The sequence below is a fragment of the Microbispora sp. NPDC049125 genome (assembly GCF_040802045.1).
GTDB lineage: Bacteria > Actinomycetota > Actinomycetes > Streptosporangiales > Streptosporangiaceae > Microbispora.
The window spans coordinates 68,300-94,314 of sequence record NZ_JBEZDW010000031.1 but is presented as its reverse complement, the minus strand read 5'-3'; the positions used below and the strand labels follow the sequence as shown (position 1 = coordinate 94,314).

The window sequence follows — 26,015 nt, the reverse complement described above, 5'->3', positions numbered from 1 at the left end:
CCGTGATCGACGCGCACCACCACCTCTGGGACACCACCGCCAGGGACTACCCCTTCCTGGCGGCCGACGCCATGGCGCCCGTGCGCAAGCCGTACGCCCTCGACGACCTGCGGCGGGAGACATCCGCCGCGGGCGTCGCCGCGACCGTGCTCGTGCAGACCATCCCGGACATCGAGGAGTCGGTGGAGTTCCTCCGCATCGCCGCCGGGTCCGGCGGACTGATCGCCGGCGTCGTCGGGTGGGTCGATCTCACCGCTGACGACGTCGCCGCCCAGATCGCGAAGCTGCGCAACTCGCCCGGCGGCGACCGCCTCGTCAGCGTCCGGGCTCTCGTGCAGGGCGAGCCCGACCAGGCGTGGATCGCGCGCCCGGACGTGCGCCGGGGCCTTCGGGCGGTCGCCCAGGCGGGGCTGGTGTACGACCTGCTGGTCCTCGTCCCGCAGCTTCCGGTGGCCAGGGTGGTGGCGCGGGAGATGCCCGACCTGCGTTTCGTTCTCGACCACGCCGCCAAGCCGTACATCGCCGCGGGGGAGATGGAGCCGTGGGACAGCGAGATCAGGGAGCTGGCCAAGCTGCCCAACGTCACCTGCAAGCTCTCGGGGCTGGTCACCGAGGCCTCGTGGACGTCGTGGGACACCCCGCAGATCGCGCCGTACGCCGCCCACGTGCTGGAGTGCTTCGGGGCCGACCGGGTCATGTTCGGCTCGGACTGGCCGGTCTGCGAGCTCGCCGCGTCGTACGCCGAGGTGGTCGCGCTGGCCCGCGAGCTCACCTCCGGGCTCTCTGACGCCGAGCGCGCCCGGGTGTTCGAAGGCGTCGCCCAGGAGTGTTACGGCCTGCGCCCTGCGGCCTCCGCGTGACAGGTGACGGGCCTCCACCCGGAGGCGGCGCGGCCTACTGGAGGCCCAGCTTCTTCACGTAGGCGTCCCAGGCGCTCAGACAGTACGACCGGCGCCAGTCGCCGGAGGCGAACGTGTCGCAGGCCTGGTCGGCGCTCAGCCGGTCGCGGGCGGTGGGAGCCGGGGCCGCCGTCCCGGCCGGGCCGGTCGCCGCGCCTCGCCGCATGGCCGGCGCGTGTCCGCGCCCGTCGCTTCGCGCCCCGGACGTCTTCGGGGTCTTCGAGGTCTTCCGCGTCGCCGGAGCTTTGAGCGTCACCGGAGCTTGGAGCGCTCGCGCGGGCCGCGGGTGGCGGTGCGCGACCCGCTCGGCGGGACGGCGCGCCGGTGCGGAGACGTGCTCCGCCCGGGAAGGCTTCTGAGGTCTCTCACGCTCATGGGGGCGCCGGGCCGGGGGATCCTCCGGCCGGCCGGCGGCGATCGCTTCCGCTCTGCCGGCGACGGGAACGGGGGGCCGCGCCGCGGGCTTGCGGGGGATCGCCGTGTGATGGGTGGTGACGGCCGGCAGGCGTCGCGCGACGGGCCTGATCGGCTCCGGCCGGTCGCGCGGCACCCCGGCCGTCCAGACGCCGGCCGCGCAGCACAGCGCGAAGCCCACGATGATCGCCGGCTTGATGAGCCGGTCCACCGGTAACCGTCCCCGGTGGCGTGCCCTGCCGTACCGCTGCGAGGTGAGTGTCCGCGGAGCGGCCAGGGGCGGGCTCGCCGGGCTCGGCGGGCTCAGCGGCCCTCGCGGCCTCGTCGCCGGCCGCGGAGGTCCGGGGGACGCGTAGGGATGGGGTGCCGGGGGCGTGGAGGCCCGGCGGGGCGGGAGCACGGGCTGGAGCGGCGGGAGTGTGGAGGGCGGCGGGGCGGTGCGGACGCGTGCGGCGCCGTAAGGGTGGCGGCCACGGGGCCGGCGGCCCGTCTCCGCGTCGTGCTCGTGCATCTCGCCTCCACCGTGATGGCTGTCTGTACCGCATATATCACGGTGGGTAAGGAGATCGTGCGGGTTTGCCGATCAGGGCATGGCCGAGAAGGTGAGAAGCCGGTGACTCCCGGGCGGCGGCTCGCAGGTGACCGGTGGTGGGGGACGTGTGATCCGCGGCGGTCTCGGCCTCACGATCTCTCCGGGTGGGGCGCCTTCACCTGGAGGGCCGGGTCACTGCGTCCCGGAGGAGCCCGCCACGGATCTGATCGCGTCCTCGACGGAGGGCTCGATGAGGAAGGCGCCACGCAGGCCGGTGAGGGTGAGCACGCGCTCCAGGTGGGCGGGGAGCGCCGACAGGACCAGCAGGCGCCCCTGCTCCCGGCTCCGGTTCCGCAGCAGCACGAGGACGCCGATGCCCATGGAGTCACAGAAGGCCACGGCGGCCATGTTGAGGATCAGTGCCGGGGACCTGAGCGTCTCCCAGGCCTCGCTGATCCGCTCCTGGAACCGGCCGGCGTGGTGGTAGTCGAGCTCCCCTGAGGCGCTGGCGACGATGACGCCCTCCCGTACGCCGATGGACACGGTGAAGCGCTCCGCCGGGTCGGTGTGCTCGGTCATCTGATTCCCGTCTTCGGCTCGCGGGTGTCACGGCGAGCGTGTGCCGATATGTCTACCAGGCACGCGCCTGATCACACCTGCTGATCCGAGGTCGCTCGTCCCGGGAAGGGAATGTCGGAGGGGTCTGGTACTTGTAGGGCCATGGGTGTGAGTGTCGAGGAATTCCTGCGCATGCTGGAGGAGTTGCCCGAGGTCGAGCAGGCCGACGGGGGTGAGTGGGTCTCGCTGAAGGTGCGCGGCAAGGGCTTCGGCTACATCTGGGAGAGGACGCGGACCGTCGGGCTGAAGGCGACGATCGAGGAGCAGATCGCGCTGGTGGCCGAGCGCCCCGAGGTGTTCGAGGTCCAGTTCACGACGGGGCGGTTCGGCTGGGTGGTGGTGCGGCTGGCGGGGATCGACGCCGACGAGCTGCGCGAGCTCGTGACCGAGGCGTGGTGTCTCACCGCTCCGAAGGCTCTGGTCGACGCCCACGAGGCCGGCCGGTAGGAGCCCACGCGCCGGTCGCCCCCCTAGGTGACCGCGCCGGGTCACCGTTCCGGCCGCCGTGCCAGTCACCGCGCCTCGACACCGTGCTTCGACACCGTGCTTCGGCGACCGCGCCGGGTCACCGTTCCGGCCGCCGTGCCAGTCACCGCGCCTCGACGCCGTGCTTCGGCGACTCCGCTTACAGGGCGCGGCGCAGCCACTCCTCGACCCCGGCGACGTGGACGGTCGCCCACGCGCGGGCGACCTCCGGCTGGCGGCTCGCGATGGCCTCGTAGATGGCCACGTGCTGCTCGCGGGTCTTGCCGTTCGCGCCCTCCTGGGTGAGGCCGCGCCATATCCGGGCCCGGGCGGTGGGCCCGGACAGGCTCTCGATGAGCGAGCACAGCACGGCGTTGCCCGACCCGGCGGCGATCCGCTGGTGGAACTCCAGGTCGTTGGCCACGAGCTGCTCGGTGCTCGGCTCCCCGGGCAGCGAGTCGAGGATCTTGCGCAGATCCTTGATCTCTGCGTCGGTCATCTGGGTGGCCGCCATCGCGGTGGCGGCGGGCTCCAGGATCCTGCGGACCTCGAAGAACTGCAGGACCGTGTCGTCCCTGTGGAAGTCCACCACGAATGACATCGCGTCGAGCAGCAGGTGGGGTTCGAGGCTGGTGACGTAGGTGCCGTCGCCCTGCCGTACGTCGAGCACGTTGATCAGGGCGAGCGCGCGAACGGCCTCGCGGAGCGAGTTGCGGGACAGGCCCAGCCGCTCGGCGAGGTCGGCCTCCTTGGGCAGCCGGTCGCCGGGGGCCAGCTCGCCCGAGATGATCATGTCTTTGATTCTGTCAATCGCCGCGTCGGTGACTGCCACGCCATGCACTCCCTGGAGCCCTTTGCTGGCCAGCGACGCCCACCGTCTGCGCCGGCTCATACGTCTGATGCCGACGAGTCTATGGCGAAGCCTCTGGGGGCCCGTCGATTCCTCTGCTGTCTCGTTCCGTGTAGGGGCTCACCGTCCCGGCGGGCCGCGGGCGCCGTCGCCCGTCATCGTGCCCCGGCGCGGGTGGAGCGGGAAGCGGGACGTGGCGGCGGAAGAGCGTCTCCCACCACGCCGACCGGCTCCGCGGTGCTGTCCGTCAGCACCATCCCGGCCGCCGCGACCGCGTACGCCGCGGGACGGTCAAGCGTGCGTCGGACAGGCTCATCAGCGCTCCTGGGAACGGTGCAAATCCAATGAACGAATCATCCTTGACGTCGGCGGGCCCCGTCCAGGCGGTTCGCGCGTCAGATCCGCTCGATCACGGTCGCCGTCGCGAGCGCGCCCCCCGCGCACATCGTGACCAGGGCGGTGGAGGAGTCCGAACGCTCCAGCTCGTGCAGGGCTGTGGTGAGCAGCCGGGCCCCGGTCGCCCCGACGGGGTGGCCGAGCGCGATCGCGCCGCCGTTCACATTGACCCTGTCCATGTCGGGCTGGTGGGCGGACGCCCATGACAGCACGACGGCGGCGAACGCCTCGTTGACCTCGAAGCGGTCGATGTCGCCGATGGACATCCCGGCCCGCTCCAGCACACGGGTGGTCGCGTCCACCGGGCCGTCGAGGTGGTAGTACGGCTCGGCCCCGACGAGCGTCTGCGCCAGGATCCGGGCGCGTGGCCGCAGCCCGTGCCGGGCGGCCGCCTCCTCGCTCGTCAGGAGCACCGCCGCGGCGCCGTCGGAGATCTGAGAGGACGTCCCCGCCGTGTGCATCCCGTGGTCGCCGAGCACCGGCCTGAGCCTGGCGAGCCCCTCGGCGGTGGTCTCCCGCAGGCCCTGGTCCCGGCTCACCGTACGGCTGTCGCCCGTCGGAGCGCCGTCCGCGCCGAGCACCGGGGCGGAAACCGGCAGCACCTCCCGCTCGAACCGGCCGTCGGCCCACGCCTTGGCCGCGAGCTGCTGCGACCGCGCTCCGAACGCGTCGAGCCGCTCGCGGGTGAGACCGCGACGCCCGGCGATCCGCTCCGCCGCCGTGAACTGGTCGGGCAGGTCGATGGACCAGTCGTCCGGCCGGGGGTTCGACGGGAGCACGTTGCTTCCGAGCGGCTGGCGGCTCATCATCTCGACGCCGCAGCCGATGCCGGCGTCGATGACGCCGGCCTGGATCAGCGCCGCCGTGAGGTGCACCGCCTGCTGCGACGACCCGCACTGCGCGTCGATCGTGGTCACACCGGTCCGGTACGGCAGGCCCGCGTAGAGCCACGCGTGCCGGCCGACGTGGCCGCCCTGCTCGCCCGCCTGGGTCACGCACCCCGCGAAGACCTGCTCGACGGCCGACGGGTCGATGCCCGACCTGGCCACGAGGCCCGTCAGCGTCGTGCCGAGGAGGGCCTGCGGCTTGAGCCCCGCCAGATGGCCGGCCCTCTTCCCGATCGGCGTGCGCACGGCCTCGACGATCACCGGTGTGGCCACCGGCACCTCCTGGTGTCGGAATAATGTTCCAGTCCGACTGTAACCCGTTCTACTTTGACGGGGGAAGCGGAGATCCGGCCGGAAACGCCGGGCAGGAGGCGGGATCAGAAGCCGGCGAGCAGCCGGCTGGCCGCGATCTCGATGCGGTGCTGCACCTGCTCGTAGGTCCGCCGGCCGCGCAGCATCTCGAGCAGCTCCTGGACCCAGACCCCGGCGAGAGACCCGGCGAGGACGAACTGCTCCTCGGTGGCCGCCTCCACGGTGAGGCCGCCCGTGGCCACCCGCAGCAGCAGCCCCGCCATGCGGTCGCCGAAGGGCGCGTCGACCTCGGCGATGATCAGTGAGCGGATGAGGGCGTCGGCGAGCTCCGGCTCGCGCATGAGCCCCCGGGTGGCCCGCATCAGCACGTCCACGGCCCGTCCCGCGGCGGACGGGGCGCTCGGCGGGCGGCGGTCGATGCTGGACTCCAGCAGGTCGATCTCCTCGCTCACCACCGCCACGACGAGGTCCATCTTCGAGGGGAAGTAGCGGTAGAGCGTTCCCAGGGCCACGCCCGCGCGCTCCGCCACGGTACGCATCTGCATCGCCTCGACGCCGCCGCGCGACGCGAGGGCGGCCGCCGCCTGGACGATCCGCCTGCGGCGCTGGTGCTGGCTTCGCGTGCGCGCGCCGGGAGCGGTGGTCGCGATGGGGTGGCTGTCCATGCCGGGTGGCCCCTCTGGAGCGGGCGCCCCGCCGTCGGTGAGGGCATGCGAAGTGCGCATAGGAACACGTTACTTGATTTCCGGTCTTCTCGAACGGTTACTTGTCGGTCACTCAAAGAACCGCCCCCTTCCACGTCTTTCACGTTTCGGCTCCATGTCTTCCAAAGTTCGCAGTGACTTCCTCTGGACAGCTTTTAGAATGTGTTCTAGTTTGCGGGTCTGTGGAGCCGCACGGCACCGTGGAGGGGCGAGTGGACTTCGATCTGGACGAGACCGGGGCGGAGCTGCGCACACTCGCCTCCGGCGTGCTGGCGCGCGAGGCGACGCAGGCCAGGCTTGAGGCCCACGAGAAGCACGGCGGAGGCGACCGGCCGTACGACGCGGAGACCTGGAAGGCCATGGCGCGGGCGGGGCTGATCGGAGCGTGCCTGCCCGAGGACGCCGGCGGCGCCGGGCTGGGCGCGGTGGGGATGGCGGTGGTGCTCCGCGAGGTCGGAGCCCGGGTGGCGCCCGTCCCTGCGCTCAGCGGGCTCGTCACCGCCCTCACGATCGCCGCGCACGGCACAGCGGCGCAGAAGGAGGCGCTCGGGCCGCTCGCCGAAGGCGAGGACGTGCTGGCGTTCGCCGTCCGCGAGCCGGGCGGCGACCTGACCGGCCCGCCGGACGCGACCGCACGCGACGGCCGGGTCACCGGACGCCTCAGCATGGTCTCGTACGCGTCGGAGGCGTCGGCGATCCTCGTCCCCGCACAGGTGGAGGGCGCGGGGACGGCCCTGTTCCTGGTGCGGCCGCGGGACGCCGGGCTCCAGGCGGTGCCGACGGCGACGGGAGAGTCCTGCTCGGTGGTCACGCTCGACCGGGCCCCGGGCGAGATGGTGGGAGAGCCGGACGGGCGGGCGTGGGAGGCCCTCCGGCTGCACGCCGTCGCGGGGATCACGGCGACGGCGTCGGGCGTCCTGGCGGGGGCGCTCGCGCTGACGACGGAGTACATCAGGACGCGGCGGCAGTTCGGCCGGGCGCTCGCGGAGTTCCAGGCCGTGAGCATGCAGATCGCCGACGTCTACGTCGCGGCGAGGGCGCTCGACGTGGCGATGTGGTCCGGAGTGTGGAGGTTGTCGGAGGGGCTGCCGGCCGAGGAGGATCTCGCGGTCGCCGCGTACAACGCCTGCGGGGGCGCGCTGCGCGCGCTCTACACGTGCCAGCACCTGCACGGCGGCATCGGCCTCGACGTGACCTACCCCCTGCACCGCTACTTCGCCTGGGGCAAGCAGGCCGCCCACCTGCTGGGTGGCGAGCGGGCCCAGCTGGACCTGATCGGAGCGCTGGTCTGATGTTCATCGAGCTGACGGCGGAGCAGCGGCGGCTCCGCGACGAGCTGCGGGAGTACTTCGCGACCTGCCTGACCGAGGAGGATCGCCGGGAGATCGCCCGGGATCCGTTCGGCCAGGCGTACATGGAGCACTGCCGCCGCCTCGGGCGCGACGGCCGGCTCGGCCTCGGCTGGCCCAAGGAGTACGGCGGAGGCGGGTACGGCCCGCTGGAGCAGCAGATCTTCGCCAACGAGATCGCCCGGGCGGAGGTGCCGTATCCGATCATCACGCTGCAGACCGTGGGCCCGACCCTCATGCAGTACGGCACGCCCGAGCAGAAGGACTTCTTCCTGCCGCGCATCCTCGCGGGGGAGTGCCACTTCGCGATCGGCTACAGCGAGCCGGAGGCGGGCACCGACCTCGCCTCGCTGCGGACCTCCGCGGTCAGGGACGGCGACCACTACGTGGTCAACGGGCAGAAGATCTTCACGTCGGGAGGGCATTACGCGCAGTACATCTGGCTGGCCGCGCGGACCGATCCCGACGCCAAGAAGCACCGCGGGATCACCATGATGATCGTGGACTGCGCCGATCCCGGCTTCTCGTGGACGCCGATCGTCACGATGGACGGGCGCCATCACACCAACTCCACCTACTACTCGGACGTCCGGGTTCCGCTCAGCATGGTCGTCGGAGAGGTGAACAAGGGCTGGGACCTGATCGTCAACCAGCTCAACCACGAGCGCGTGACGCTCGGCCCGGCGGGCAACATCGCGCACACCTACGACCGGTTCCTGCGGTGGGCCAGGGGCAGACAGGGCCGTGACGGCCGTCCGCTGTCGGAGCACCCGGAGGTGCGGCGGGCCATCGCGGAGGTGTACGCCTACCTGCGGACCAACGAGCTGCTGAACTGGCAGGTCGCGGCGAGCATGGGCCTCGGCTGGCTGGGCGCCCCCGACGCGTCCGCCACCAAGATCTACGGCTCGGAGCGGATGCAGGACGTCGGCCGGATCGTCGGGGAGACGCTCGCCCGGTTCGGCGACCCGTGTGACGAGGAGACCCGCGACCTGATCGAACGCGTCGACCGCGGCGTCAAGGGGGCGATCGTCCTCACGTTCGGCGGCGGGGTCAACGAGGTGCAGCGCGAGCTGATCGCCATGCTCGGGCTCGGGCTTCCCAAGCCGCCGCGGTGAGGCGGGAGAGGTGGATGCCGGTGGAGACGCGGATCGGGGTGGGGCGGTGACAGCGGGGGCCGAGGCGGACCTGCGTGAGCGGCTCATGGCGCTGGCGGGCAAGGCCATGGAGGCGGGTGAGGGCCCCCGGCTCCCCGCCCCCGCTCCGGTCAACGCCGCGATGATCCGGCACTGGACGGAGGCGATGGGTGACCGCGACCCCCGCTACGCCGGGCCCGAGGCGGTCGCGCCTCCCGCGATGATCCAGGTGTGGACGATGGCGGGCCTCGCCGGACGTGCGGACGGGGCGGCCAGGGGGCCGCTGGACGACGTCCTCGACGCGCTCGACGAGGCGGGGTACACGGGGGTCGTCGCGACCAACTGCGAGCACGACTATCACCGTTACCTGACCGTCGGCGAGGAGCTGACGTCGGGCACCCGGATGACCGGCCTGGCCGGGCCCAAGCGCACCGCGCTCGGGGAGGGCTACTTCGTCACGTGGAACGTCACCTGGTACGCCCAGGATGAGCCGGTGGCGGACATGCTGTTCCGGCTGCTGAAGTTCCGCCCGCGTAACCGGCCCGGACCGGCGGCACAGGAGGGGACGCCGCCGCAGGCGGCACGGCAGGACGAGGCGCAGGCGAAACCAGGGGAACCGGCGGAACCAGCGGGGCCGGGCCAGGCGGGGCCGGAGCCGTTCCCGCTGCGTCCCGCCGTCAACAGGGACACCGCGTTCTTCTGGGACGGCGTCCGCGCCGGCGAGCTGCGGATCCAGCGGTGCCAGGCGTGCGGGGCGCTGCGCCACCCGCCCGGCCCGATGTGCCCTTCGTGCCGCTCCACCGAACGCGGCCACGTCGTCGCGAGCGGCGAGGGGACGGTCTACAGCTACGTCGTCCACCACCATCCTCCGGTGCCGGGGCTGGAGGCGCCCTTCGTGGTGGCCGTCGTCGAGCTGCCGGAAGGCGTGCGCGTGGTCGGCGGTGTGACCGGTTGCGCACCGTCCGAGGTGAGCGTCGGGATGCCGGTCCGGGTGGCCTACCGGCGGATGGACGACGAGCTGACCCTGCCCACATGGGTGCCCATTCCGAGGGAGTCGTGATGCGCGTCCACACGTCCGCGGAGGAGCCCGTCGCGGGGGCCGTGCTGCCACCGCTCACGATCGAGCTGACCCCCACCTTCGTGATCTCGACCGCGATCGCCACCCGCGACTTCACCCCCGTCCACCACGACCCCGAGCTCGCCCGGGCACAGGGCTCGGCCGACATCTTCCTCAACATCCTGACGACGATGGGCCTGGTCGAGCGGTACGTCACCGACTGGGCCGGCCCGACCGCCCTGCTGGGCGGCATCAAGGTGAGGCTCGGCGTCCCGGCGTACGCGGGGGACACGCTCACTTTCTCGGGCACGGTGGCCGCGGTGGACGGCGACGAGCTGACCATCGAGGTGACCGGCACGGTCAGCCTCGGCGCCCACGCCACCGCGACCGTCCGGGCCCGCCTCCCCCGCTGACCTCGACCCACCGGTCCCTCCCGGAATCGACGAAGGGCGTTCCCCGATGGCCTCCCTGTCCGGTCGTACGGCTCTCGCCGGAATCGGCGCCACCGAGTTCTCCAAGGACTCCGGGCGCTCAGAGCTCCAGCTCGCGTCCGAGGCCGTGCTGGCGGCGCTGGACGACGCTGGGGTCGCGCCGTCCGACGTGGACGGCATGGTGACCTTCACCCAGGACGCGAACGACGAGATCGCCGTCGCGAGGGAGACAGGGATCGGCGACCTGTCGTTCATCTCCCGCGTTCCCTACGGCGGCGGCGCCGCCTGCGGCACGGTGCTGCACGCGGCGATGGCGGTCGCGACCGGCGCCGCCACCACGGTCGTCTGCTACCGCGCGTTCAACGAGCGATCCGGACGCCGTTTCGGGCAGCCGGACGCCGGGCTGGGCGGGCAGCCGTCCTCCCAGGGCCTGGAGATGAGCTGGCATGTGCCGTACGGCCTGCTCACCCCGGCGAGCTGGGTGGCCATGTTCGCCCGCCGCTACATGCACGAGTACGGCGCGGAGTCGGCCGACTTCGGCCGGGTCGCGGTGGCCATGCGCAGGCACGCGTCGACGAACCCGGCGGCCTGGTTCCACGGCAGGCCGATCACACTGGAGGAGCACCAGAGCTCACGCTGGATCGTGGAGCCGCTGCACCTGCTCGACTGCTGCCAGGAGAGCGACGGGGCGGTGGCGCTGGTCGTCACCTCGGCTGAGCGGGCCCGCGACCTGCGCCGGCCGCCCGCTGTCGTCACGGCCGCCGCGCAGGGCTCAGGATCGGGCCAGATGATGATGACCAGCTACTACCGCGACGACATGACCGGGCTGCCGGAGATGGGAGTCGTCGGCAGGCGGCTGTGGGAGACGTCCGGGCTCGGCCCCGCCGACGTCCAGGCCGCGATCCTGTATGACCACTTCACGCCGTTCGTGCTGATGCAGCTGGAGGAGCTGGGCTTCTGCGGGCGGGGGGAGGCCAAGGACCTCGTCCGGGACGGCGGCATCGAGCTCGGCGGCCGCCTTCCGGTCAACCCGAACGGCGGGCAGCTCGGCGAGGCCTACATCCACGGCATGAACGGCATCGCGGAGGCCGTGCGCCAGATCCGGGGGACGGCGGCCAACCAGCTCTCCAGTGTGGAGAACGTGCTGGTCACGGCGGGCACCGGCGTCCCGACCAGTGGCCTGATCGTCTCCCGCGACGGCTTGCTGCGCTGAGCACGCACAGCCGTCTCGCTGACGGATGGCCTGATCGTCCCCGACGGCCGTACTCGCCTTCGCTGCCGGGGAGACGCCGCCGCTGTCAGGCGAAGAACACCAGGAGAGCGATGGCGAGGCAGATCAGGAAGCCGCCGATCTCCCACAGCCAGTCGTAGTGGTTGTCCCGCCGCGCGCGGCCGGTCCTGCCGGAGGCCTTCTTCCCGCGGTGGGAAGACCCGGCCGTACGGGTCCGGGCGGCCTGCTGCTCGGCCTGCGGCTCTTCGGCCCGGGCGTGGGCGCCCCGCCGGACACCCTGCGGGGCGGCCGGCGCGCGCTCGCCCGCCAGAGATGACGAGAGGGCCTCAGCACCCGGGACGGCCGTAGAAGGCTGAGGGGAGCCATCGACGGGAAGGGACGTGGAGGCCTGGGGAGCCGGGGCGTCCTGGAAAACCGGAGCGTCGGGGAAAGCGGGAGCGTCCGGGAAAACACGAGCGTCGGGGAAAACACGAACGTCGGGGAAAACACGAACGTCGGGGAAAGCCGGGGCGTCCGGAAGAGGCGGCGACGCCACGGGCATGTCCCCGAAAGCCGAAGCGATGGGCATGTCCCCGAAGGGGGAGAAGGCCTGCACCGACGGCCATTCCGCGGCTTCCGCCTGGCGTGTGCCGGAAGCCTCCAGCAGGCCGCTCCCGCCGGCCTCGGCCGAGAACACCTGAGGGCTCTCCGTGGCGGCGACGTCGCCGGCCCCGGTGGTCGCGGCGGCGCCACGGTTGTCCGCCCGGCGTCTCCCGCCGGCGCTCGCGGGGCGGAACGCGTCGAACGGCTCCGGCCAGGCGGCGGGAGTCGCCGTCGCGATGCTCGCCGGGGTGGCTTTGGGGAAGTCGGGTGCGGAAGCCGTACCGGCGCCGGGAGCGGCGGGGGCGGTGCCCGTGCGGGCCGACGCCTCCGGTGAAGCGTCCGCTGTTCCGCTCCCCGTCACGGAGGCGGTGGCGGAGGAAGTCGCGGCATCCGTCTCCGGAGCCGTCGCAGGGTCGGCCGTCGTGCCCGGCGCGGCGTCCGCCGCCACCGGTGCGGCCAGCTCCGAGCCGGCACGCCTGCGCCGGGGGCGGCCCTCGCCCAGGGCCGTCAGGATCGAGCCGCGCAGCTTCGGCATCGGCTCGGTCGTCGCCTCGTGCTTGGCCCGGGGCTTCGGCCCAGGCGAGCCGATCGCGTCGGTCTTGACGACGCAGGTGTTGGTGACCTGGTCGGGGTCGCTCAGCGGCAGCGGCCAGGTGGGGGTCGTCGGCCACAGCTTCTTGGTCGGCAGCCCCGGACCGGAGGCCGCCCCCGGCTCCTCGTACGGCATCGCGGCAAGGACGCGGCTCCGGACGGAGGCCGCGGGGTGGCGCCACGGAAGGCGGGCGAGCACGTCCTCCAGGGGGGCGACGCCGATCGCGTCGTAGATCTCGGCCACGTCCGTGGCCACGAACGGCGCCGACCTGGCGGCGTGCACCGCCGTCTCCAGCGTCTGGACGAAGCGGCGCCTGGCCCCGGCGGTGAGCTCCTCGGCCGTGTCGAGGGCGACGTCGAGCACCAGCGCCAGCTCGGGGGTCACCAGCCCGCACACCGCCGACAGCAGGAGCACCTCCCGCTGGTGCGGCCGGATGTCCCGGAAGACCCGCTCGATCAGCGCGGTGGCCGGGTCGGCGACCGAGTCGACGGCCGGAAGGGCGTAGCTCACGTCGCGGCGGTAGATCTCCCGGCGGGCCAGCGCGTAGAGCACGGCACGCGGCAGCGGCTCCGCGGCAGGGACGCCGGTGAAGACCGCCACCACGGCGTCCGCGGCCGAGGCGGTCTCGCCGAGCTGGTCATGGCAGTACGCGAACAGGCCGGCGGCGTGACGCTCGTAGAGCTCGGCGATCAGCTCGCTCCGTGAGCGCTGACCGATGAGCGATGGAGTCACGACCGGCTCCTGTGAGGTTCGGGGCGGAGGGAGAGTTTGGCGTGAGGGTAATCATGCCAACACAACGCGGGTGGCCGCACTACCAGATGCCCTATTGATAGATATTCAGTCAGAGATTTGATGGATCGCCGGGTGCGGTGTTGAGAGCCGGACGGGACAGCGCGGCCGCGCCCCCGTAGGCTGACCGCCAGATCGTTTTGCCTCGGAACGGGATTGAAGAGGTAAACAGGGCAAGTCCTGGGGAAGAGCGGGGGCGCTCGCGCTGTTGGCGTGATCGCCGGCAGTCGGAGGACGAGGTCACGTGATCACTTTTGAAGGTGTCACCAAGCGATACCGCGACGGCACGACGGCCGTCGACGACCTCAGCCTTGAGGTCCCCACCGGCGCTGTCACCGTGTTCGTGGGCCCGTCGGGCTGCGGCAAGACGACGTCGCTACGGATGATCAACCGGATGATCGACCCGACCTCCGGCAGGATCCTCCTCGACGGTCAGGACGTGCACGGGATCGACCCGCCGACCCTGCGCCGCGGCATCGGCTACGTCATCCAGCAGGCCGGGCTGTTCCCGCACCGCAAGATCGTGGACAACGTGGCGACCGTGCCGTACCTGCTGGGCTGGAACAAGAAGAAGGCGCGGGCCCGCGCGATGGAGTTGCTGGAGCTCGTCGGGCTCGACCCGGCCTTCGCCGGGCGCTATCCCTTCCAGCTGTCCGGAGGCCAGCAGCAGCGCGTCGGGGTGGCGCGGGCGCTCGCGGCCGACCCGCCGGTGCTGCTCATGGACGAGCCCTTCAGCGCCGTCGACCCGGTCGTCCGGGCGAGCCTGCAGGACGAGCTGCTGCGCCTGCAGTCGGAGCTGCGCAAGACGATCGTGTTCGTCACGCACGACATCGACGAGGCGATCAAGCTCGGCGACACCGTCGCCGTCCTGCGGACCGGTGGCCATCTCGCCCAGCTGGCCGGTCCCGCCACGTTGCTGACCGAGCCGGCCGACGACTTCGTCCGGGGCTTCCTCGGCCGCGACAGGGGCATCCGCCGGCTGTCGTTCATCTCCGCGAAGGAGATACGGCTGAGTCCGCCCCCCGGCGACCTCGTGCTGGACGAGGACGGCCGGCCACTCGGCTGGAGATCGGACGGCGGGCCGGCGCCGTACGGGACCTTCGACCCGGAGACCGACTCGCTGCGCGCCGCGCTCGACGCCACGCTGCTGTCGGCGAACGGCACCGCGGTCGCCGTCGACGGTGACGGGCGCGTGCGCGGTGTCGCGACCAGGGAGGCGCTCGACGAGCTGTTCGCCGAGCACGCCGGTGGTCTGCGCGGCGGCGGCCTTCCCGGCCGTGACGGTGACAGTCCGGCGGTTGACGGCACACCGGGTGACGGCGCGGCCGGCGACGGCGCGACGGGTGACGGCACTGCTGGCGACGGCGCGGCGGGCGGCGGCGTGGCCGGCCAGGCGCGGGCGGAAGCATGAACGGCGAGCCGCTGGTCCGCTGGGACTGGATCGCGCGCAACTGGGCCAACGGCGGCCCGAGCGCGATCAGCACCCTGCTCACCGGCCACATCGTGATGGCGTTCCTGCCGGTGCTGCTGGGGCTGCTCGTGGCGCTCCCGCTCGGCCTGGCCTGTGTCCGGTGGCGGCGGCTCTACCAGCCGACGGCCGCGCTGATGAACGTCACCTACTCGCTGCCGTCGCTCGTGCTGTTCTCGATCTTCCTTTCGGTGACCGGGCTCACCCAGGCGACCGTCATCATCCCGCTCACCTTCTTCGCCCTCGCCGTGCTGATCCCCGCCGTGGTCGACGGGCTGGACTCCGTGCCCGACCACGTGCGGCAGTCGGCGGTCGCCATGGGGTTCCGGCCCGCGCGCCGCCTGCTGCGGGTGGAGTTGCCGGTGGCCGTGCCGGTGGTCCTGGCCGGGCTGCGCGTGGCGACGGTCTCGAGCATCAGCCTCGTCAGCGTCGGCGCGCTGATCGGCCAGGGCGGGCTGGGCAACCTGTTCATCGACGGATGGCAGCGGCAGTTCTACACGCCCATCGTCGTGGGCATCGCGCTCATCGTGCTGCTCGCCGTGGCGGCAGACGGGCTCCTGGTGCTCGCCCAGCGGCTGCTCACCCCCTGGTTCCGCGCGAGGAGGTCGGCGTGAACTGGTTGATCGACTTCTTCGGGGACTCCGCCAACTGGTCCGGCCCCGACGGCATCCCCACGCGGCTGCTGGAGCACCTGGAGTTCTCCGCCGCCGCGTTCCTGATCGCCGCGGTGATCGCCGTACCGCTGGGCATGCTCATCGGGCACACCGGCCGGGGCGCGCTCCTCGTCGTGGTCTCGGCCAACGCGGCCCGGGCCCTGCCGACGCTCGGCCTGCTCGTGCTCGTCGTGCTGCTGATCGGCGTCGGCACCGTGCTGCCGGTGCTGATCCCGCTGGTCGTGCTGGCGATCCCGCCCATCCTCGTCAACACCTACGAGGGGGTGCGCGGCGTGGATCCCGACCTCCGCGACGCGGCGTACGGCATGGGCCTGCGCGGGCGGCAGGTGCTCTTCCAGACGCTCACGCCGGTCGCGCTGCCGCTGATCCTGGTCGGCCTGCGGCTCGCCGCGATCCAGGTGGTGTCGACGGCGACCGTGGCGGCATTTGTCGGCCTGGGCGGGTTCGGGCGGTTCATCATCGACGGCCTGGCCACCAAGAGCTACTCCAGCGTCATCGGGGGAGCGGTCCTCGTGGCGGCGCTCGCGCTGACCGTGCAGTTCGCCTTCACGCTGCTGGACCGGGTCGCCGTGTCTCCAGGCGTACGGCTGCGACAGGGCCGGGAGGCGGAAGCCGCGCGTTAGGCGGGGCGAGACGTCCTGCCGGGCCGATCGGCTCCGGCTGGTGCCGAGCCTCTGTCAGGTTCTGCCAGGTTCTGTCAGGTTCTGCCGGGCGCCCCGGCCGCCCGGCCCGCCCCGCCTGCCCGGCTGGGTGCCGTCGCTCCGCCGGACAGCCGCCGCACCAGGGCCGCGACCCACACCGACGACAGGGCCGCGTACGTGGTGAGCATCAGGACGCCGGTCGTGTCCGGATGATCCGGCCGCGTCGCGGAGAGCGCGAGCGCGACGGGCACGACCAGCGCGAGTGCCGTCGCCCAGCCGCCGAGGATCCGGTGACGGAGGCGGGAACCGGCGTGCAACGCCTCCTGCACCGGCGTGACGAGCGCCAGCGTGGCGACGCCCGCGGAGCCGGTGGGGGAGTGGCCCAGGGCCACGCCGAGGACGAGCAGGGCCGTGCCCGACACGAGGAGCCAGAGGCAGAGCAGGGCCCCGCGCGGCTCTCCCCGCCGCAGGAGCAGCCGCGTGTACGCCCCGCGCGACATCCGCAGGGTGACGAACGTCTCCGCCACCCACATCGCCCAGTGCAGCAGCGCGACGAGGATGATGACGAGGATCAGCCAGGGGGCCACGGGCAGCAGGAGGAGCAGCCGCGGGTTGCCCCTGAACCTGGAGGCCATCCCCGACAGGGCCCTGTGGACAGGGTTGCGCCGCTTGAGCGCGACCACCAGGAGCTCCCTGGCCTGGTCCACGCCGGGGTCGAGCCTGAGCACCTCCCGGAACTCCCGCGCCGCCTCCCCGGCGTCGGCGAACACCAGCAGGGCAATGCCGCGGACGAGGTGCGCGGAGGAGCTCTCCGGGTCGAGCCGCACCGCCTCGGCCGTGACCGCCAGGGCCGCGGGGCCGTCCTCCAGCACGCAGAGGGCCTGGCCGAGCAGGCTCGCCAGCGTGCTGTCCTGTGGGGCGACGGCGAGGCCCTGGCGTGCCGCGTCGGCCGCGAGCCGCCATTCCAGCAGCATCGCGTGGAGCCGGGCGAGCAGCCGCCATACGTCCACCTTCCCGTGGTCGAGGGAAAGGGCGGCCCGGGCCGCCTCAAGGGCCTCCTGGGGCCGGCCCGTGTCCTTCAGCACCAGCCCGAGGGCCAGATGCGAGAAGTAGTGGCCGGGGTCGAGTCGTATCGCCTCGTGCGCCTCGGACAGAGCCTCCTGTTCGGCGCCCCCGGCGATGAGCGCGAGGGCGAGCGCCGCGTGGGCCGTGCTGTGCTGGGGGTGGCGGCTGAGCAGGCCGCGCAGCTCCCGCTCGGCGGCCTCGTGCCGGCCCAGCCGCAGCAGCGTGCCGGCCCGCTGGACCACCTCGTCCGGGCTGATCCGGTCGTCGTGCCGGGCGGCGGTCATCACAGATCCCGGATCCACGGCAGCAGGTCGTCCCACACGCCGCTCTCGTTGGAGTGCAGCACATAGTTGCGCGCGGTGCCCAGCCACTCCCGCACCGCGGTCGGCCGTACGGTGCGCGCGGCGGCCAGCAGATCCTGCGTGGACAGCGGAAGCGGGCGCCCGGCGCGGATCGACTCCCCGAGCTTGGCCTCGACCGCGCGGTCCACCAGCCCCTTGAGGTCGGCGCCGGCGTACCCTTCGGTCGCGCGCGCCACCTTGGCGTAGTCCACCCCGGCCAGTGGCTTGCCGCGGCACAGGATCGACAGGATCGCGGCCCGGGCCGCCAGGTCGGGCGGCGGCACGAACACCATCTGGTCGAACCGCCCGGGACGGCGGAACGCCACGTCGATGTACCACGGCGCGTTCGTGGCCGCCAGCACGAGCACGCCTTCGTTGGCCCGGTCGTCGACGCCGTCGAGCTCGGCGAGGAACTGGTTGACCACCTGGCGTCCGTGTGCCTGGCGCATGTCCGTCCTGCGGGCCGCGAGCGCGTCGACCTCGTCGAAGAACAGCACACACGGCCGGCTGCGGCGGGCGAGGGCGAAGGTGGCGCTCAGGTTGCGCTCGCTCGACCCCACCCACATGTCGAGGATGTCGGCCAGGCCCACGTTGACGAACGAGGCGCCGAGCTCCCCGGCGGCGGCTCTGGCGAGGTGCGTCTTGCCCGCGCCGGGAGGCCCGTACAGCAGCACCCCGCCGCCGGCCCGCTTCCCGTACGCGGCGAACAGCTCCGGCCGCTGGATCGGCAGCAGCAGCTTCATCCGCAGCGCCTCCTTGACCGCGTCCATCCCGGCCACGTCAGCGAAGGTGACGCCCGAGCGCTCCAGCTCGGCGGCCGGTTCCGCCGCGTAGGGCAGGCCGTCCCGGGGGTTGGCCGCTCGGGGGCCGGAGGTCAAAGGGGAACCGGCGGGATCGGGAGAGGAAGACGCCGGGCCGGTGCGGGGATCAAGGTGGTCCGGGGAGGGCTGGGCGGCGGGAGGGGCCCCGGCCGGGCCCGGGGACGGCTGGGAGGCCGGAGCCGCCTCGGCCGGCGAGGAGGAGACGGCCTCGTCGAGCAGGGCCTCGAACTCCGGGTCGGTGAGCGCGGGGTCGAGGGCGGTCGCCTCGCGGTATCTGGCGGACGCGCCGGCCACGTCGCCCTCCGCGAGCAGGGCCTCCGCCGCGACAAGGGCAGCCGGAGGCGGGGGGCTCGACGTTCTCAGAACGGCCTCCAGTGCCATCAGCGCCGCCCCGCTCTTGCCCTGCAGCACGAACGTCCGCGCGAGGCCGACGACCACGGCGGGATCCGCGGGGGCGAGCACGAGAGCGGCCTGGAACTCGGCCTCCGCCTCGGCGAGATGCCCGGCGGCGAGCAGCAGATCCGCGAGGTGCCGCCGCAGAGGCGGATTGTCCGGCGAGAGGCGGGCCGCCTCGCGCAGCGCCCGCAGGGCGGCGTCGTCAGTCACGCGTCTCGGTCCTTTCCGGTCATGGAGGAAGATCGCTTCAAGTGTCCCCTCCCCGGCGGGGAGGGGTACCGATATGGAAATTTCTGCCGTATCGGGTCGAGTGCGGCTTTCGGACGGGGGTAGCCGTGGCCGGGTCCGGCCACATCTCCTGGTTTTGTCGGTGCGGTGTGTTACTCCTGTGTGGCCGGTCCAGGCATGGCCGTACGAAGCCGGCCGGTGGGGTGTGGGAAGGAAGCGGGCAGGTACTCGTCCGCTAATCTCCTGTTTATCCCCAAGGAATGAAGGGATCATGATGAGACGTATCCTCAGCGCCGCAGCGGTCGCCATGACCGCGGCGCTTGCACTATCGGCGTGCGGCGGGGGTTCCGACCCACTGTCCGCCACCTCCGCCACTCCGGCCGGGTCCGGTGGGGCGTCCGCCGCCGCCGCCAAGGTCGTCGTGGGCTCCTTCGACTTCCCCGAGAGTGTCCTGCTCGCCTCCATCTACGCGCAGGCCTTGGAGGCCAAGGGCGTCACGGTTGAGGAGAAGCCCAACATCGGCAGCCGTGAGGTCGTGTACGACCAGGTGAAGAGCGGCGGGCTGACGATCCTGCCCGAGTACATCAACTCGCTGCTGGCTTTCATCGACAAGACGAGCACGGCCAGGACCAAGGACGAGATCGTGGCCGGCCTGAAGTCCAAGCTGCCCTCCGAGCTGGAGATCCTGGAGCCCTCCGCGGCCGAGGACAACAACTCGCTGACGGTCACCAAGGAGACGGCCGCCAAGTACAAGCTGACCACCATCGAGGACCTCGCGAAGGTGTCGAAGGACTTCGTCGTCGGCGGTCCGCCGGAGTTCAAGGAGCGCCAGCAGGAGAACTTCAAGAAGGTCTACGGCATGGAGTTCAAGCAGTGGAAGCCCACCGGCGCGACCACCGCTGACGCCATCAAGGGCGGGAGCATCCAGGTCGGGAACGTGTTCACCACCGACCCCAAGATCGTCCTGAACGACCTGGTGCCGTTGAAGGACAGCAAGAACGCCTTCGGCTCGGAGAACGTCACGCCCCTCGTCTTCAAGGCGGGCGTGGACGACACGGTCACCTCGACGCTGAACGCGATCTCGGCCAAGCTCGACACCACCACGCTGCTGACGCTGATGAAGCGGATCGCGGTGGACAAGGACGACCCGCCGGTGGTGGCCAAGGACTGGCTGACGCAGAACGGCTTGCTTTCGTAAAAGTGCAAGGCCACGGCCCGGCCGTCATGCGGACCGTGTCGCATTTAAGTGCATGACGTTTTGTGTGCATGACAGATGTAGCTGAAACGAAGGCCCCGGAGCGATCCGGGGCCTTCGTCTTCCTGGGTTTCCGATATCGCCGATATCGCCGGTGCTGCCTAAGCCGGGAATGCCGGTTCGCCGATACTGCCGGTGTGGGGAATGCCGGTGCCGAAATGTCGATGCGGCGAATGTCGATGCGGAGATGCTGCCGGTGCTGCGAATGCCGGTCCGCTGGGGCCTCGGCTGTTGCGACCCGTGCGGAAACCGTGGAGAAATACCAACTGCCATGTAAATGGGAGCCCGCCGAGGCTGTCGCCTGTTACTGCTGCCCTGCCTCGCCCCACCGCGCCAGGGCGTCGACGGTCTCCCGGAGCGCGGCCCCACGCTCGGTGAGGGCGTACGCAAGCACGTTGTGCGCGAGTGGAACGCGGTACAGAATGCCCGCCGCGTGCAGCTCCCGCAGCCGGGTGGCGAGGATGTTCGTGGGTGCGCCGAGTTCGCGCTGGAGGTCGCCGTAGCGCTTTGCGCCGTCGAGGAGGCTGCGGACGATCAGGAGAGCCCAACGCTGGCCGACGAGCTCGAGCGCTGCGGCCAGGCCGTCCCTGTCGCCGGACGTCACCCCGCAGACGTGCCGTCCGTGGCCGTCCAGAACGGCGCGAAGTGGTTGCCGTCCGGGTCGTCGAACTGGCGCTGGTACATGAAGCCGTAGTCGTCCGTCCCGCCGAGTTTCGCGCCGGCGGCCTCCGCCTTCGCGACGAACGCGTCCACGTCGGCGCGGGTCGGGAAGTCGAACGCGAAGGTGACCAGCGAGGTCGTGGCCGGGTCGCCGACCTGCTTGCTGCCGTCGCCGAGGCTCGCGTAGTAGTCGCGGCGGAGCGCCATGAGGTACAGGTCGTCATCGAGGATGAAGCACGCGGCGTTGTCGTCGGTGACGGCCTCGTTGATGCTCCAGCCAAGGGCGGTGAAGAACGCCTTGGAGCGTTCGAGATCTGCGACCGGGAAGTTCGCGAAGAAATTCATGGCTCGATACTTGCAAAAAGCAAGTGCGCGGTCAAGTGCCCCCCACAGTGGATTTCGCGGAATGACCGAACTGTGCGATGGCCGCACCGCTCGCCTGCTCGCGACCGATGACGCGCTGGCGGCTTCAGACCCTTATCTGCACTCTCGATCGTGAAGAGTCGCATATGCTCTGGATCATGCGTCGCATCGTGGCATCGGTGATGACCGCACTTATCGTGACGAGCTGCACACCTGAGCCGGAACAATCAGCGCCACCCCCTGCCGCGTTCACGCTGGATATGGCGGAGTCGGTCTTCGCCAAAGTCGTCGCCGGAGTCGGCGCGAACGGCGTCGCCGACTTCTGCTCCACGTTCGCGCGCAGCGAGAGCACATGTGACACCCTGCTGAAAGATGCCTTGGGGCGGTGCCTGCTGCCGGGAGACACACCCATCGTGAGGCAGTCCGCACATCTGCCGGCCGCGAACGGAACCGAAGAGACGTGGCGGCTGGTGGTCCAGGGCAGAACCCTCGATGGCCAGAAGTATGTTTCGGACTTCCCGATCGTGCTCTCGGAGGGGAAGCCGAAGGCCGTACTGGGGATCTACTGGACGGGCCAGGGGTACGGCACGAACATGGACGACCCTCCGAAGTACACGGTCATCCCGCAGAACGCCTGCCCGCGGTGACAGTCATGCGCCGCCTCTGACACCCTCGCGAATGACGATCGGGCGAGAGGGAGGCCTCACGCCGGGTACGGCGTGCGCGGGAAAGGTGAGGGCGTGAGCTCTGAGGAAGGACTGTTCACCCAGGCGATGGCTCAGGTGGCCGCGGCGGTGGGGGTCGTGACCGTCAAGGAGGGCCGTGACGACGTCGGGGCCACGGTGGCGACGCTGATGTCGGTCTCCCTCGATCCGCCCCTGGTGCTGGTGAGCCTCACCTCCGAGGGCTATCCCGCCGAGGTCATGCTCCGCAACGACCGCTGGGCCGCCAGCCTTCTGTCGGACGGACAGCAGGCCATCGCATCCCGCTTCGCCACGCCTGGCCGGCCGAGCGCCCGGCTGCTGGTGGCCGGCGTCCCCCATCATCGAGGAGCGCGCAGCGAAGCGCTGATCGTCGATGGCGGCGTGACCGCGATCGAGGCCGAGACCACACAGGTGGTCCCGGCCGGCGATCACACCCTGTTCATCGGCGAGGTCCTCGCCGTCGACTACGTCGACGCCGCCAAAGCCCCGCTCGTACGGCTGCGCGCCCGCTACCGCCCGGTCCCATAGTCCGCGTGCCCGGAGGTCCTTCGGGGCGAGGTCGTGGCCGGCGGCGGTGGGGGTGCCGAGGTCACCTGATGGTCCACCAGCCGGGCAGCACGAGCGGGCCGTACGCCGGGAGGCCGAGCTCCCCGGCGAGGCGGGCGAGCGGGCCCCACGCCTCCAGGCGCACCCGGCTGAGCGCGGCCGACCTGTCCTCGCTGGAGTCGGGGGGCCGCAGCCGCTCGAGCGGATGCATCCGCGGGTAGGTCCGCAAGGGGGTGTCGGCGGCCACTCCCGCCTGCTTCCTGGCCAGGGCCAGCGCGTCCTCCAGGCCACCGAGCTCGTCGACCAGGCCCGCTCCCGCGGCGTCGGCGCCGGTCCAGACGCGCCCTCTGGCCAGCTCGTGTGCCCGTTCCCTGCTCAGCTTGCGGCCGTCGGCCACCTTGCCGACGAAGTCGTCGTAGATCCGGTCCAGCCAGGCGTTGACCCGCGCCCACTGTGCGTCGGAGAACTCCCTGGTGGGGGAGAACATGCCGGCGTTCGCGCCCTCCGCGACCGACTCGGTGACCACGCCGAGCTTGCCGAGGAGCTCGCTGACCACGGGCTTGCCGCCGAACACGCCGATCGAGCCGGTCAGCGTGCCCGGCTGGGCCACGATCACATCCGCGGCCATCGACACGAAGTAACCGCCGGAGGCGGCGAGGTCGCCCATCGAGACGACGACCGGCTTGCCGGCCCGCCGGGCGAGCACGACTTCGCGCCAGATCGCGTCGGAGGCGACGTACGACCCGCCGGGACTGTCCACCCGGAACACGATCGCCTTGACCTTCTCGTCCCGCCGCGCCGAGCGCAGGGCAGCGCAGATCGTGTCGGACCCCATGGCCCCTCCGCCGCCGAGCGGGGAGCGGCCGCTGCGTCCGAGGCGGATCATGCCGGTGCCGTGGACCAGGGCGACGGTGTCGCCGCCGGGGTGGGGCAGCCTGCTGGCCAGCGCCGTCTTGGCGTACCGCGCCACGTAGAGCAGGTGGGCGCCGTCCTCGACGGTCTCCTCGTAGACCTCGTCCCGGTATTTCAGCGCGTCCACCAGCCCGGCTTCGACCGCCTCGGAGCCGATGAACGGGCCCTGGTCGATCAGCTCCCGGACCCGGGCCGGGTCGAGTGAGCGTGCCTGCGCGACCGCGGCCACGATCTGCTCGGTCACCGACTCGGCGATCCGGGCGGCCGACTCGCGATGCGCGTCGGTCATGTGGTTCTGGGTGAACATGTTCGCCGCGGTCTTGTACTCGTGCCGCTGGCCGAGCTGATACTCCACGCCCGCCTTGGCGAGCGCGTCCCGGACGAAGCGCTGCTCCAGCGCGACGCCCGTCAGGCCGACGTCGCCGGAGGGCTGGAGGTAGACCCGCTCGAAGGCGCTGGCGAGGTAGTAGGGGACGGTCCCGGCGCCGAACTCGCCGAAGGTCTCCGCGAACGCGACCGTGCGCTTCCCCGCGGCCCGCAGTTTCACCACGGCCTCGCGCAGCTCCTGGACCATGCCGAGGCCCAGCGGGTTGCCTCCGATCTTCACGATGAGGGCCGTGACACGCGTGTCCTTGCGGGCGCGCTTGAGACCGGACAGCACGTCGGCGAGGCGCGCCTTGCGCATGGACAGCAGGGCGGTCAGCGGGTCTGCGGGCGGCCCCTCGGCCAGCCCCTCGGTAAGGTCCAGCTCCAGCACGAGCGGTGCGGTGCGGCGCTGCCGGAGCCTGTCGACGGTCTCAACGATCGTCCTCGTCGCGTCCATAAATGCCACCATAAGCGACGTTCCGCCCGCCGCCACCTGTCGATTCCGTGGAGCGTCCGACGCGGAAGACCCCCGCGTCCGCGGGGGACGCGGGGGACGCACGGGACGCGGGAACCGCCGGGTGGCAAGGCTGGGACGGTGAAGGTGAAGACGGTGAAGGTGAACAGGGGGCGGAGCGAAGGCACCGCCGAGGACCCGGCCTGACTGAAGGACCCGGTCTGACTGAAGGACCCGGTCTGACTGAAGGAGCCGGCCTAGTTGAGGCCGCCCGCGATGGCGGAGACCAGCTCGCCGTTCGCCGTGTCGCCGCTGAACTCCCAGAAGAACGCCCCGCCGAGACCCTGGTTCCTGGCGTAGGTCATCTTCCCGGTGATCGTGGCGGGCGTGTCGTAGCTCCACCAGTTGGAGCCGCACTTGGCGTAGGCGGTGCCGGCGACCGTGCCGGTGGCCGGGCAACTGGTCTTGAGGACCTTGTAGTCCTCGATGCCCGCCTCGTAGGTGCCGGGGGCCGCGCCGGTGGCGGCGCCGCCGGGCGCGCTCTGGGTCACGCCGGTCCAGCCGCGGCCGTAGAAGCCGATGCCGAGCAGCAGCTTGCCCGCCGGGACGCCCTTGGACCTGAGCTTCTGGATCGCGGCGTCCGCGTAGAAGCCCGGCGTGGGGATGCCGGTGTAGGAGGTCAGCGGGGAGTGCGGCGCGGTCGGGCCGGTGGGGGCGAAGGCCCCGAAGTAGTCGTATGTCATGACGTCGTACCAGTCGACGTACTGTGCGGCGGTGTCGTAGCCGCCAAGGTCGATCTTGCCGCCGTTCGTGCCGTCGGCGGTGATCGCGGAGGCGATGAGGTAGCTCGGGCCGAACCTGGCGCGCAGGGCCCTCATCAGGGTGGTGTACGCCGAGGTCCCGCTGGTGTCGCAGGTGAGGCCGCAGGCGTTGGGGTACTCCCAGTCGATGTCGATGCCGTCGAACACGTCCGCCCAGCGGGGGTCCTCGACGACGTCGTAGCAGGAGGAGGCGAACGCGGTGGCGTTGGCCGCCGCCTGGGTGAACCCACCCGAATAGGTCCAGCCGCCGAAGGAGAACAGCACCTTGATCTTCGGGTAGAGGGCCTTGAGCCGGCGGAGTTGGCCGAAGTTGCCCCGCAGGGCGCCGGCGTCCCAGGTGTCGGCCTTGCCGTCCACGCTGGAGGCGGCGTCATAGGCCTTGTCGTAGTCCGCGTACGTGTCCGACAGGGCGCACTTCCCGCCGGTCACGTTGCCGAAGGCGTAGACGATGTGGGTCAGCTTGGCGGCCGACCCGCTGGTCACCAGGTTCTTCACGTGGTAGTTGCGGGCGTAGACGCCCCAGTTGGTGAAGTAGCCGATGACCTTCTTCCCGCCGCCCGGCGACGGCGTGACCGTGGGTGTGGGTGTGGGTGTGGGTGTCGGCGTGGCCGACGGCGTGGGCGTGGGTGTCCGGCTGGGAGTGGCCGACGGCGAGGGGGTGGAGGACCCTCCGCCGCAGGGGGCGCCGTTCAGCTTGCAGTTCAGCGGCGCCAGGCCGCCCGGGGCGCCGACGAATCCGAAGGTGGTCGAGGCGCCCGCGGCGACCGCGCCGTTCCACGACGCGTTCGCGAACGTGTAGTGGTTCCCGCTGCGGGTCATGGTGGCGTCCCACGCCGAGCTGATCGTGGTGCCGGAGGGCACGTCGATCTCGACGGTCCAGCCGGACAGGGCCGAGGATCCGGCCTTCACGGTGTACTTGCCCTGGAAGCCGGAGCCCCAGTCGGAGTCGGTGGAGTAGGCGGCGGTCGGTGGAGTGGCGGCGGAGGCGGTCCCGATGACGAGTGGCGCGAGCAGCGCGGCACCGGCCAGCAGGGACCCGAGGAGGATTCTGCGCAACGA

General features: G+C 71.7%; 25 protein-coding genes. 13 read left to right on the top strand and 12 right to left on the bottom strand.

Annotation, left to right across the window (positions count from 1 at the left end; genetic code table 11):
* The first annotated feature begins 2 nt into the window (after positions 1-2).
* The gene (locus tag AB0B72_RS29550) at positions 3-860 is read left to right on the top strand and encodes an amidohydrolase (protein WP_367742408.1); all 858 of its coding nucleotides are present in this window, start codon (positions 3-5) and stop codon (positions 858-860) included.
* A 34-nt stretch (positions 861-894) separates the two neighbouring features.
* On the opposite strand, the gene AB0B72_RS29545 is transcribed toward AB0B72_RS29550, so the two are convergent.
* Together AB0B72_RS29545 and AB0B72_RS29540 are read right to left on the bottom strand one after the other, a co-directional pair.
* Complete coding sequence (locus AB0B72_RS29545; protein ID WP_367742407.1) at positions 895-1,824, bottom strand: hypothetical protein; 930 nt, start codon at positions 1,822-1,824, stop codon at positions 895-897.
* Between the two features lie 213 nt (positions 1,825-2,037).
* Positions 2,038-2,424, bottom strand: coding sequence for an STAS domain-containing protein (locus tag AB0B72_RS29540; protein ID WP_367742406.1), 387 nt, complete (start codon positions 2,422-2,424; stop codon positions 2,038-2,040).
* Positions 2,425-2,565: 141 nt separating this feature from the next.
* Here AB0B72_RS29540 and AB0B72_RS29535 point away from each other — a divergent pair, with 141 nt between their 5' ends.
* On the top strand, positions 2,566-2,910 hold the full coding sequence (locus AB0B72_RS29535) for an MmcQ/YjbR family DNA-binding protein (protein WP_367742405.1): 345 nt from the start codon (positions 2,566-2,568) through the stop codon (positions 2,908-2,910).
* 178 nt (positions 2,911-3,088) lie between these two features.
* Here AB0B72_RS29535 and AB0B72_RS29530 read toward each other — a convergent pair whose 3' ends face one another.
* From AB0B72_RS29530 to AB0B72_RS29520, 3 genes are all read right to left on the bottom strand, one after another.
* Positions 3,089-3,820, bottom strand: a complete 732-nt coding sequence (locus AB0B72_RS29530; protein ID WP_367742404.1) for a FadR/GntR family transcriptional regulator — start codon at positions 3,818-3,820, stop codon at positions 3,089-3,091.
* 353 nt (positions 3,821-4,173) lie between these two features.
* Positions 4,174-5,334 carry a steroid 3-ketoacyl-CoA thiolase gene (locus tag AB0B72_RS29525; RefSeq protein ID WP_367742402.1) on the bottom strand — a complete coding sequence of 387 codons (1,161 nt, stop codon included), beginning with the start codon at positions 5,332-5,334 and terminating at the stop codon, positions 4,174-4,176.
* 104 nt (positions 5,335-5,438) lie between these two features.
* Positions 5,439-6,038 (bottom strand): TetR family transcriptional regulator, encoded by a 600-nt coding sequence (locus AB0B72_RS29520; protein WP_367742427.1) that lies wholly within the window; start codon positions 6,036-6,038, stop codon positions 5,439-5,441.
* Between the two features lie 251 nt (positions 6,039-6,289).
* On the opposite strand from AB0B72_RS29520, the gene AB0B72_RS29515 reads away from it, so the two are divergent.
* From AB0B72_RS29515 to AB0B72_RS29495, 5 genes are read left to right on the top strand one after another with little or no spacing between them, the layout of a single operon-like run.
* Positions 6,290-7,369, top strand: a complete 1,080-nt coding sequence (locus AB0B72_RS29515; RefSeq protein ID WP_367742401.1) for an acyl-CoA dehydrogenase family protein — start codon at positions 6,290-6,292, stop codon at positions 7,367-7,369.
* On the top strand, positions 7,369-8,541 hold the full coding sequence (locus AB0B72_RS29510; protein WP_367742400.1) for an acyl-CoA dehydrogenase family protein: 1,173 nt from the start codon (positions 7,369-7,371) through the stop codon (positions 8,539-8,541). The genes AB0B72_RS29515 and AB0B72_RS29510 overlap by 1 nt, the downstream gene beginning before the upstream one ends.
* A 46-nt stretch (positions 8,542-8,587) precedes the next feature.
* Entirely contained in the window at positions 8,588-9,619 is a 1,032-nt protein-coding gene (locus tag AB0B72_RS29505) for a bifunctional MaoC family dehydratase N-terminal/OB-fold nucleic acid binding domain-containing protein (RefSeq protein WP_367742399.1), read from the top strand.
* Positions 9,619-10,029 carry a MaoC family dehydratase gene (locus AB0B72_RS29500; RefSeq protein ID WP_367742398.1) on the top strand — a complete coding sequence of 137 codons (411 nt, stop codon included), beginning with the start codon at positions 9,619-9,621 and terminating at the stop codon, positions 10,027-10,029. Before AB0B72_RS29505 ends, AB0B72_RS29500 begins: the two co-directional genes overlap by 1 nt.
* Positions 10,030-10,075: 46 nt before the next feature.
* Positions 10,076-11,260 (top strand): lipid-transfer protein, encoded by a 1,185-nt coding sequence (locus tag AB0B72_RS29495; protein ID WP_367742397.1) that lies wholly within the window; start codon positions 10,076-10,078, stop codon positions 11,258-11,260.
* A gap of 85 nt (positions 11,261-11,345) precedes the next feature.
* On the opposite strand, the gene AB0B72_RS29490 is transcribed toward AB0B72_RS29495, so the two are convergent.
* A complete protein-coding gene (locus tag AB0B72_RS29490) occupies positions 11,346-13,184 on the bottom strand; it encodes a hypothetical protein (RefSeq protein WP_367742396.1) in 1,839 nt (612 codons plus the stop codon).
* Between the two features lie 301 nt (positions 13,185-13,485).
* Between AB0B72_RS29490 and AB0B72_RS29485 the strand changes: the two genes are divergently transcribed.
* From AB0B72_RS29485 to AB0B72_RS29475, 3 genes are read left to right on the top strand one after another with little or no spacing between them, the layout of a single operon-like run.
* Complete coding sequence (locus AB0B72_RS29485) at positions 13,486-14,652, top strand: ABC transporter ATP-binding protein (protein ID WP_367742395.1); 1,167 nt, start codon at positions 13,486-13,488, stop codon at positions 14,650-14,652.
* Complete coding sequence (locus AB0B72_RS29480) at positions 14,649-15,323, top strand: ABC transporter permease (protein WP_367742394.1); 675 nt, start codon at positions 14,649-14,651, stop codon at positions 15,321-15,323. The genes AB0B72_RS29485 and AB0B72_RS29480 overlap by 4 nt, the downstream gene beginning before the upstream one ends.
* Positions 15,320-16,006 (top strand): ABC transporter permease, encoded by a 687-nt coding sequence (locus tag AB0B72_RS29475; RefSeq protein WP_367742393.1) that lies wholly within the window; start codon positions 15,320-15,322, stop codon positions 16,004-16,006. The genes AB0B72_RS29480 and AB0B72_RS29475 overlap by 4 nt, the downstream gene beginning before the upstream one ends.
* Before the next feature lie 74 nt (positions 16,007-16,080).
* Here AB0B72_RS29475 and AB0B72_RS29470 read toward each other — a convergent pair whose 3' ends face one another.
* Positions 16,081-17,373, bottom strand: a complete 1,293-nt coding sequence (locus tag AB0B72_RS29470) for a tetratricopeptide repeat protein (protein ID WP_367742391.1) — start codon at positions 17,371-17,373, stop codon at positions 16,081-16,083.
* On the bottom strand, positions 17,373-18,857 hold the full coding sequence (locus AB0B72_RS29465) for an AAA family ATPase (RefSeq protein WP_367742390.1): 1,485 nt from the start codon (positions 18,855-18,857) through the stop codon (positions 17,373-17,375). Before AB0B72_RS29465 ends, AB0B72_RS29470 begins: the two co-directional genes overlap by 1 nt.
* Before the next feature lie 289 nt (positions 18,858-19,146).
* On the opposite strand from AB0B72_RS29465, the gene AB0B72_RS29460 reads away from it, so the two are divergent.
* On the top strand, positions 19,147-20,073 hold the full coding sequence (locus tag AB0B72_RS29460; RefSeq protein ID WP_367742389.1) for an ABC transporter substrate-binding protein: 927 nt from the start codon (positions 19,147-19,149) through the stop codon (positions 20,071-20,073).
* Between the two features lie 361 nt (positions 20,074-20,434).
* On the opposite strand, the gene AB0B72_RS29455 is transcribed toward AB0B72_RS29460, so the two are convergent.
* Both AB0B72_RS29455 and AB0B72_RS29450 read right to left on the bottom strand, forming a co-directional pair.
* A complete protein-coding gene (locus AB0B72_RS29455) occupies positions 20,435-20,734 on the bottom strand; it encodes a winged helix-turn-helix transcriptional regulator (RefSeq protein WP_367742388.1) in 300 nt (99 codons plus the stop codon).
* Positions 20,731-21,135, bottom strand: coding sequence for a VOC family protein (locus AB0B72_RS29450; RefSeq protein ID WP_367742387.1), 405 nt, complete (start codon positions 21,133-21,135; stop codon positions 20,731-20,733). Before AB0B72_RS29450 ends, AB0B72_RS29455 begins: the two co-directional genes overlap by 4 nt.
* Before the next feature lie 77 nt (positions 21,136-21,212).
* Here AB0B72_RS29450 and AB0B72_RS29445 point away from each other — a divergent pair, with 77 nt between their 5' ends.
* Together AB0B72_RS29445 and AB0B72_RS29440 are read left to right on the top strand one after the other, a co-directional pair.
* A complete protein-coding gene (locus AB0B72_RS29445) occupies positions 21,213-21,800 on the top strand; it encodes a hypothetical protein (RefSeq protein WP_367742385.1) in 588 nt (195 codons plus the stop codon).
* Between the two features lie 93 nt (positions 21,801-21,893).
* Entirely contained in the window at positions 21,894-22,385 is a 492-nt protein-coding gene (locus AB0B72_RS29440; protein ID WP_367742383.1) for a flavin reductase family protein, read from the top strand.
* A gap of 61 nt (positions 22,386-22,446) precedes the next feature.
* Here AB0B72_RS29440 and sppA read toward each other — a convergent pair whose 3' ends face one another.
* Entirely contained in the window at positions 22,447-24,138 is a 1,692-nt protein-coding gene (sppA, locus tag AB0B72_RS29435) for a signal peptide peptidase SppA (RefSeq protein ID WP_367742382.1), read from the bottom strand.
* 254 nt (positions 24,139-24,392) lie between these two features.
* Positions 24,393-26,012, bottom strand: coding sequence for a glycosyl hydrolase family 18 protein (locus AB0B72_RS29430; RefSeq protein WP_367742381.1), 1,620 nt, complete (start codon positions 26,010-26,012; stop codon positions 24,393-24,395).
* Positions 26,013-26,015: the final 3 nt, after the last annotated feature.

Coding starts and splice junctions, on each gene's coding strand:
- AB0B72_RS29545 (WP_367742407.1), bottom strand. CDS start 1,824: ATGCACGAGCACGACGCGGAGACGGGCCGCCGGCCCCGTGGCCGCCAC.
- AB0B72_RS29540 (WP_367742406.1), bottom strand. CDS start 2,424: ATGACCGAGCACACCGACCCGGCGGAGCGCTTCACCGTGTCCATCGGC.
- AB0B72_RS29535 (WP_367742405.1), top strand. CDS start 2,566: ATGGGTGTGAGTGTCGAGGAATTCCTGCGCATGCTGGAGGAGTTGCCC.
- AB0B72_RS29530 (WP_367742404.1), bottom strand. CDS start 3,820: ATGAGCCGGCGCAGACGGTGGGCGTCGCTGGCCAGCAAAGGGCTCCAG.
- AB0B72_RS29520 (WP_367742427.1), bottom strand. CDS start 6,038: ATGGACAGCCACCCCATCGCGACCACCGCTCCCGGCGCGCGCACGCGA.
- AB0B72_RS29510 (WP_367742400.1), top strand. CDS start 7,369: ATGTTCATCGAGCTGACGGCGGAGCAGCGGCGGCTCCGCGACGAGCTG.
- AB0B72_RS29500 (WP_367742398.1), top strand. CDS start 9,619: ATGCGCGTCCACACGTCCGCGGAGGAGCCCGTCGCGGGGGCCGTGCTG.
- AB0B72_RS29495 (WP_367742397.1), top strand. CDS start 10,076: ATGGCCTCCCTGTCCGGTCGTACGGCTCTCGCCGGAATCGGCGCCACC.
- AB0B72_RS29480 (WP_367742394.1), top strand. CDS start 14,649: ATGAACGGCGAGCCGCTGGTCCGCTGGGACTGGATCGCGCGCAACTGG.
- AB0B72_RS29470 (WP_367742391.1), bottom strand. CDS start 17,373: ATGACCGCCGCCCGGCACGACGACCGGATCAGCCCGGACGAGGTGGTC.
- AB0B72_RS29460 (WP_367742389.1), top strand. CDS start 19,147: ATGATGAGACGTATCCTCAGCGCCGCAGCGGTCGCCATGACCGCGGCG.
- AB0B72_RS29450 (WP_367742387.1), bottom strand. CDS start 21,135: ATGAATTTCTTCGCGAACTTCCCGGTCGCAGATCTCGAACGCTCCAAG.
- AB0B72_RS29445 (WP_367742385.1), top strand. CDS start 21,213: ATGGCCGCACCGCTCGCCTGCTCGCGACCGATGACGCGCTGGCGGCTT.
- sppA (WP_367742382.1), bottom strand. CDS start 24,138: ATGGACGCGACGAGGACGATCGTTGAGACCGTCGACAGGCTCCGGCAG.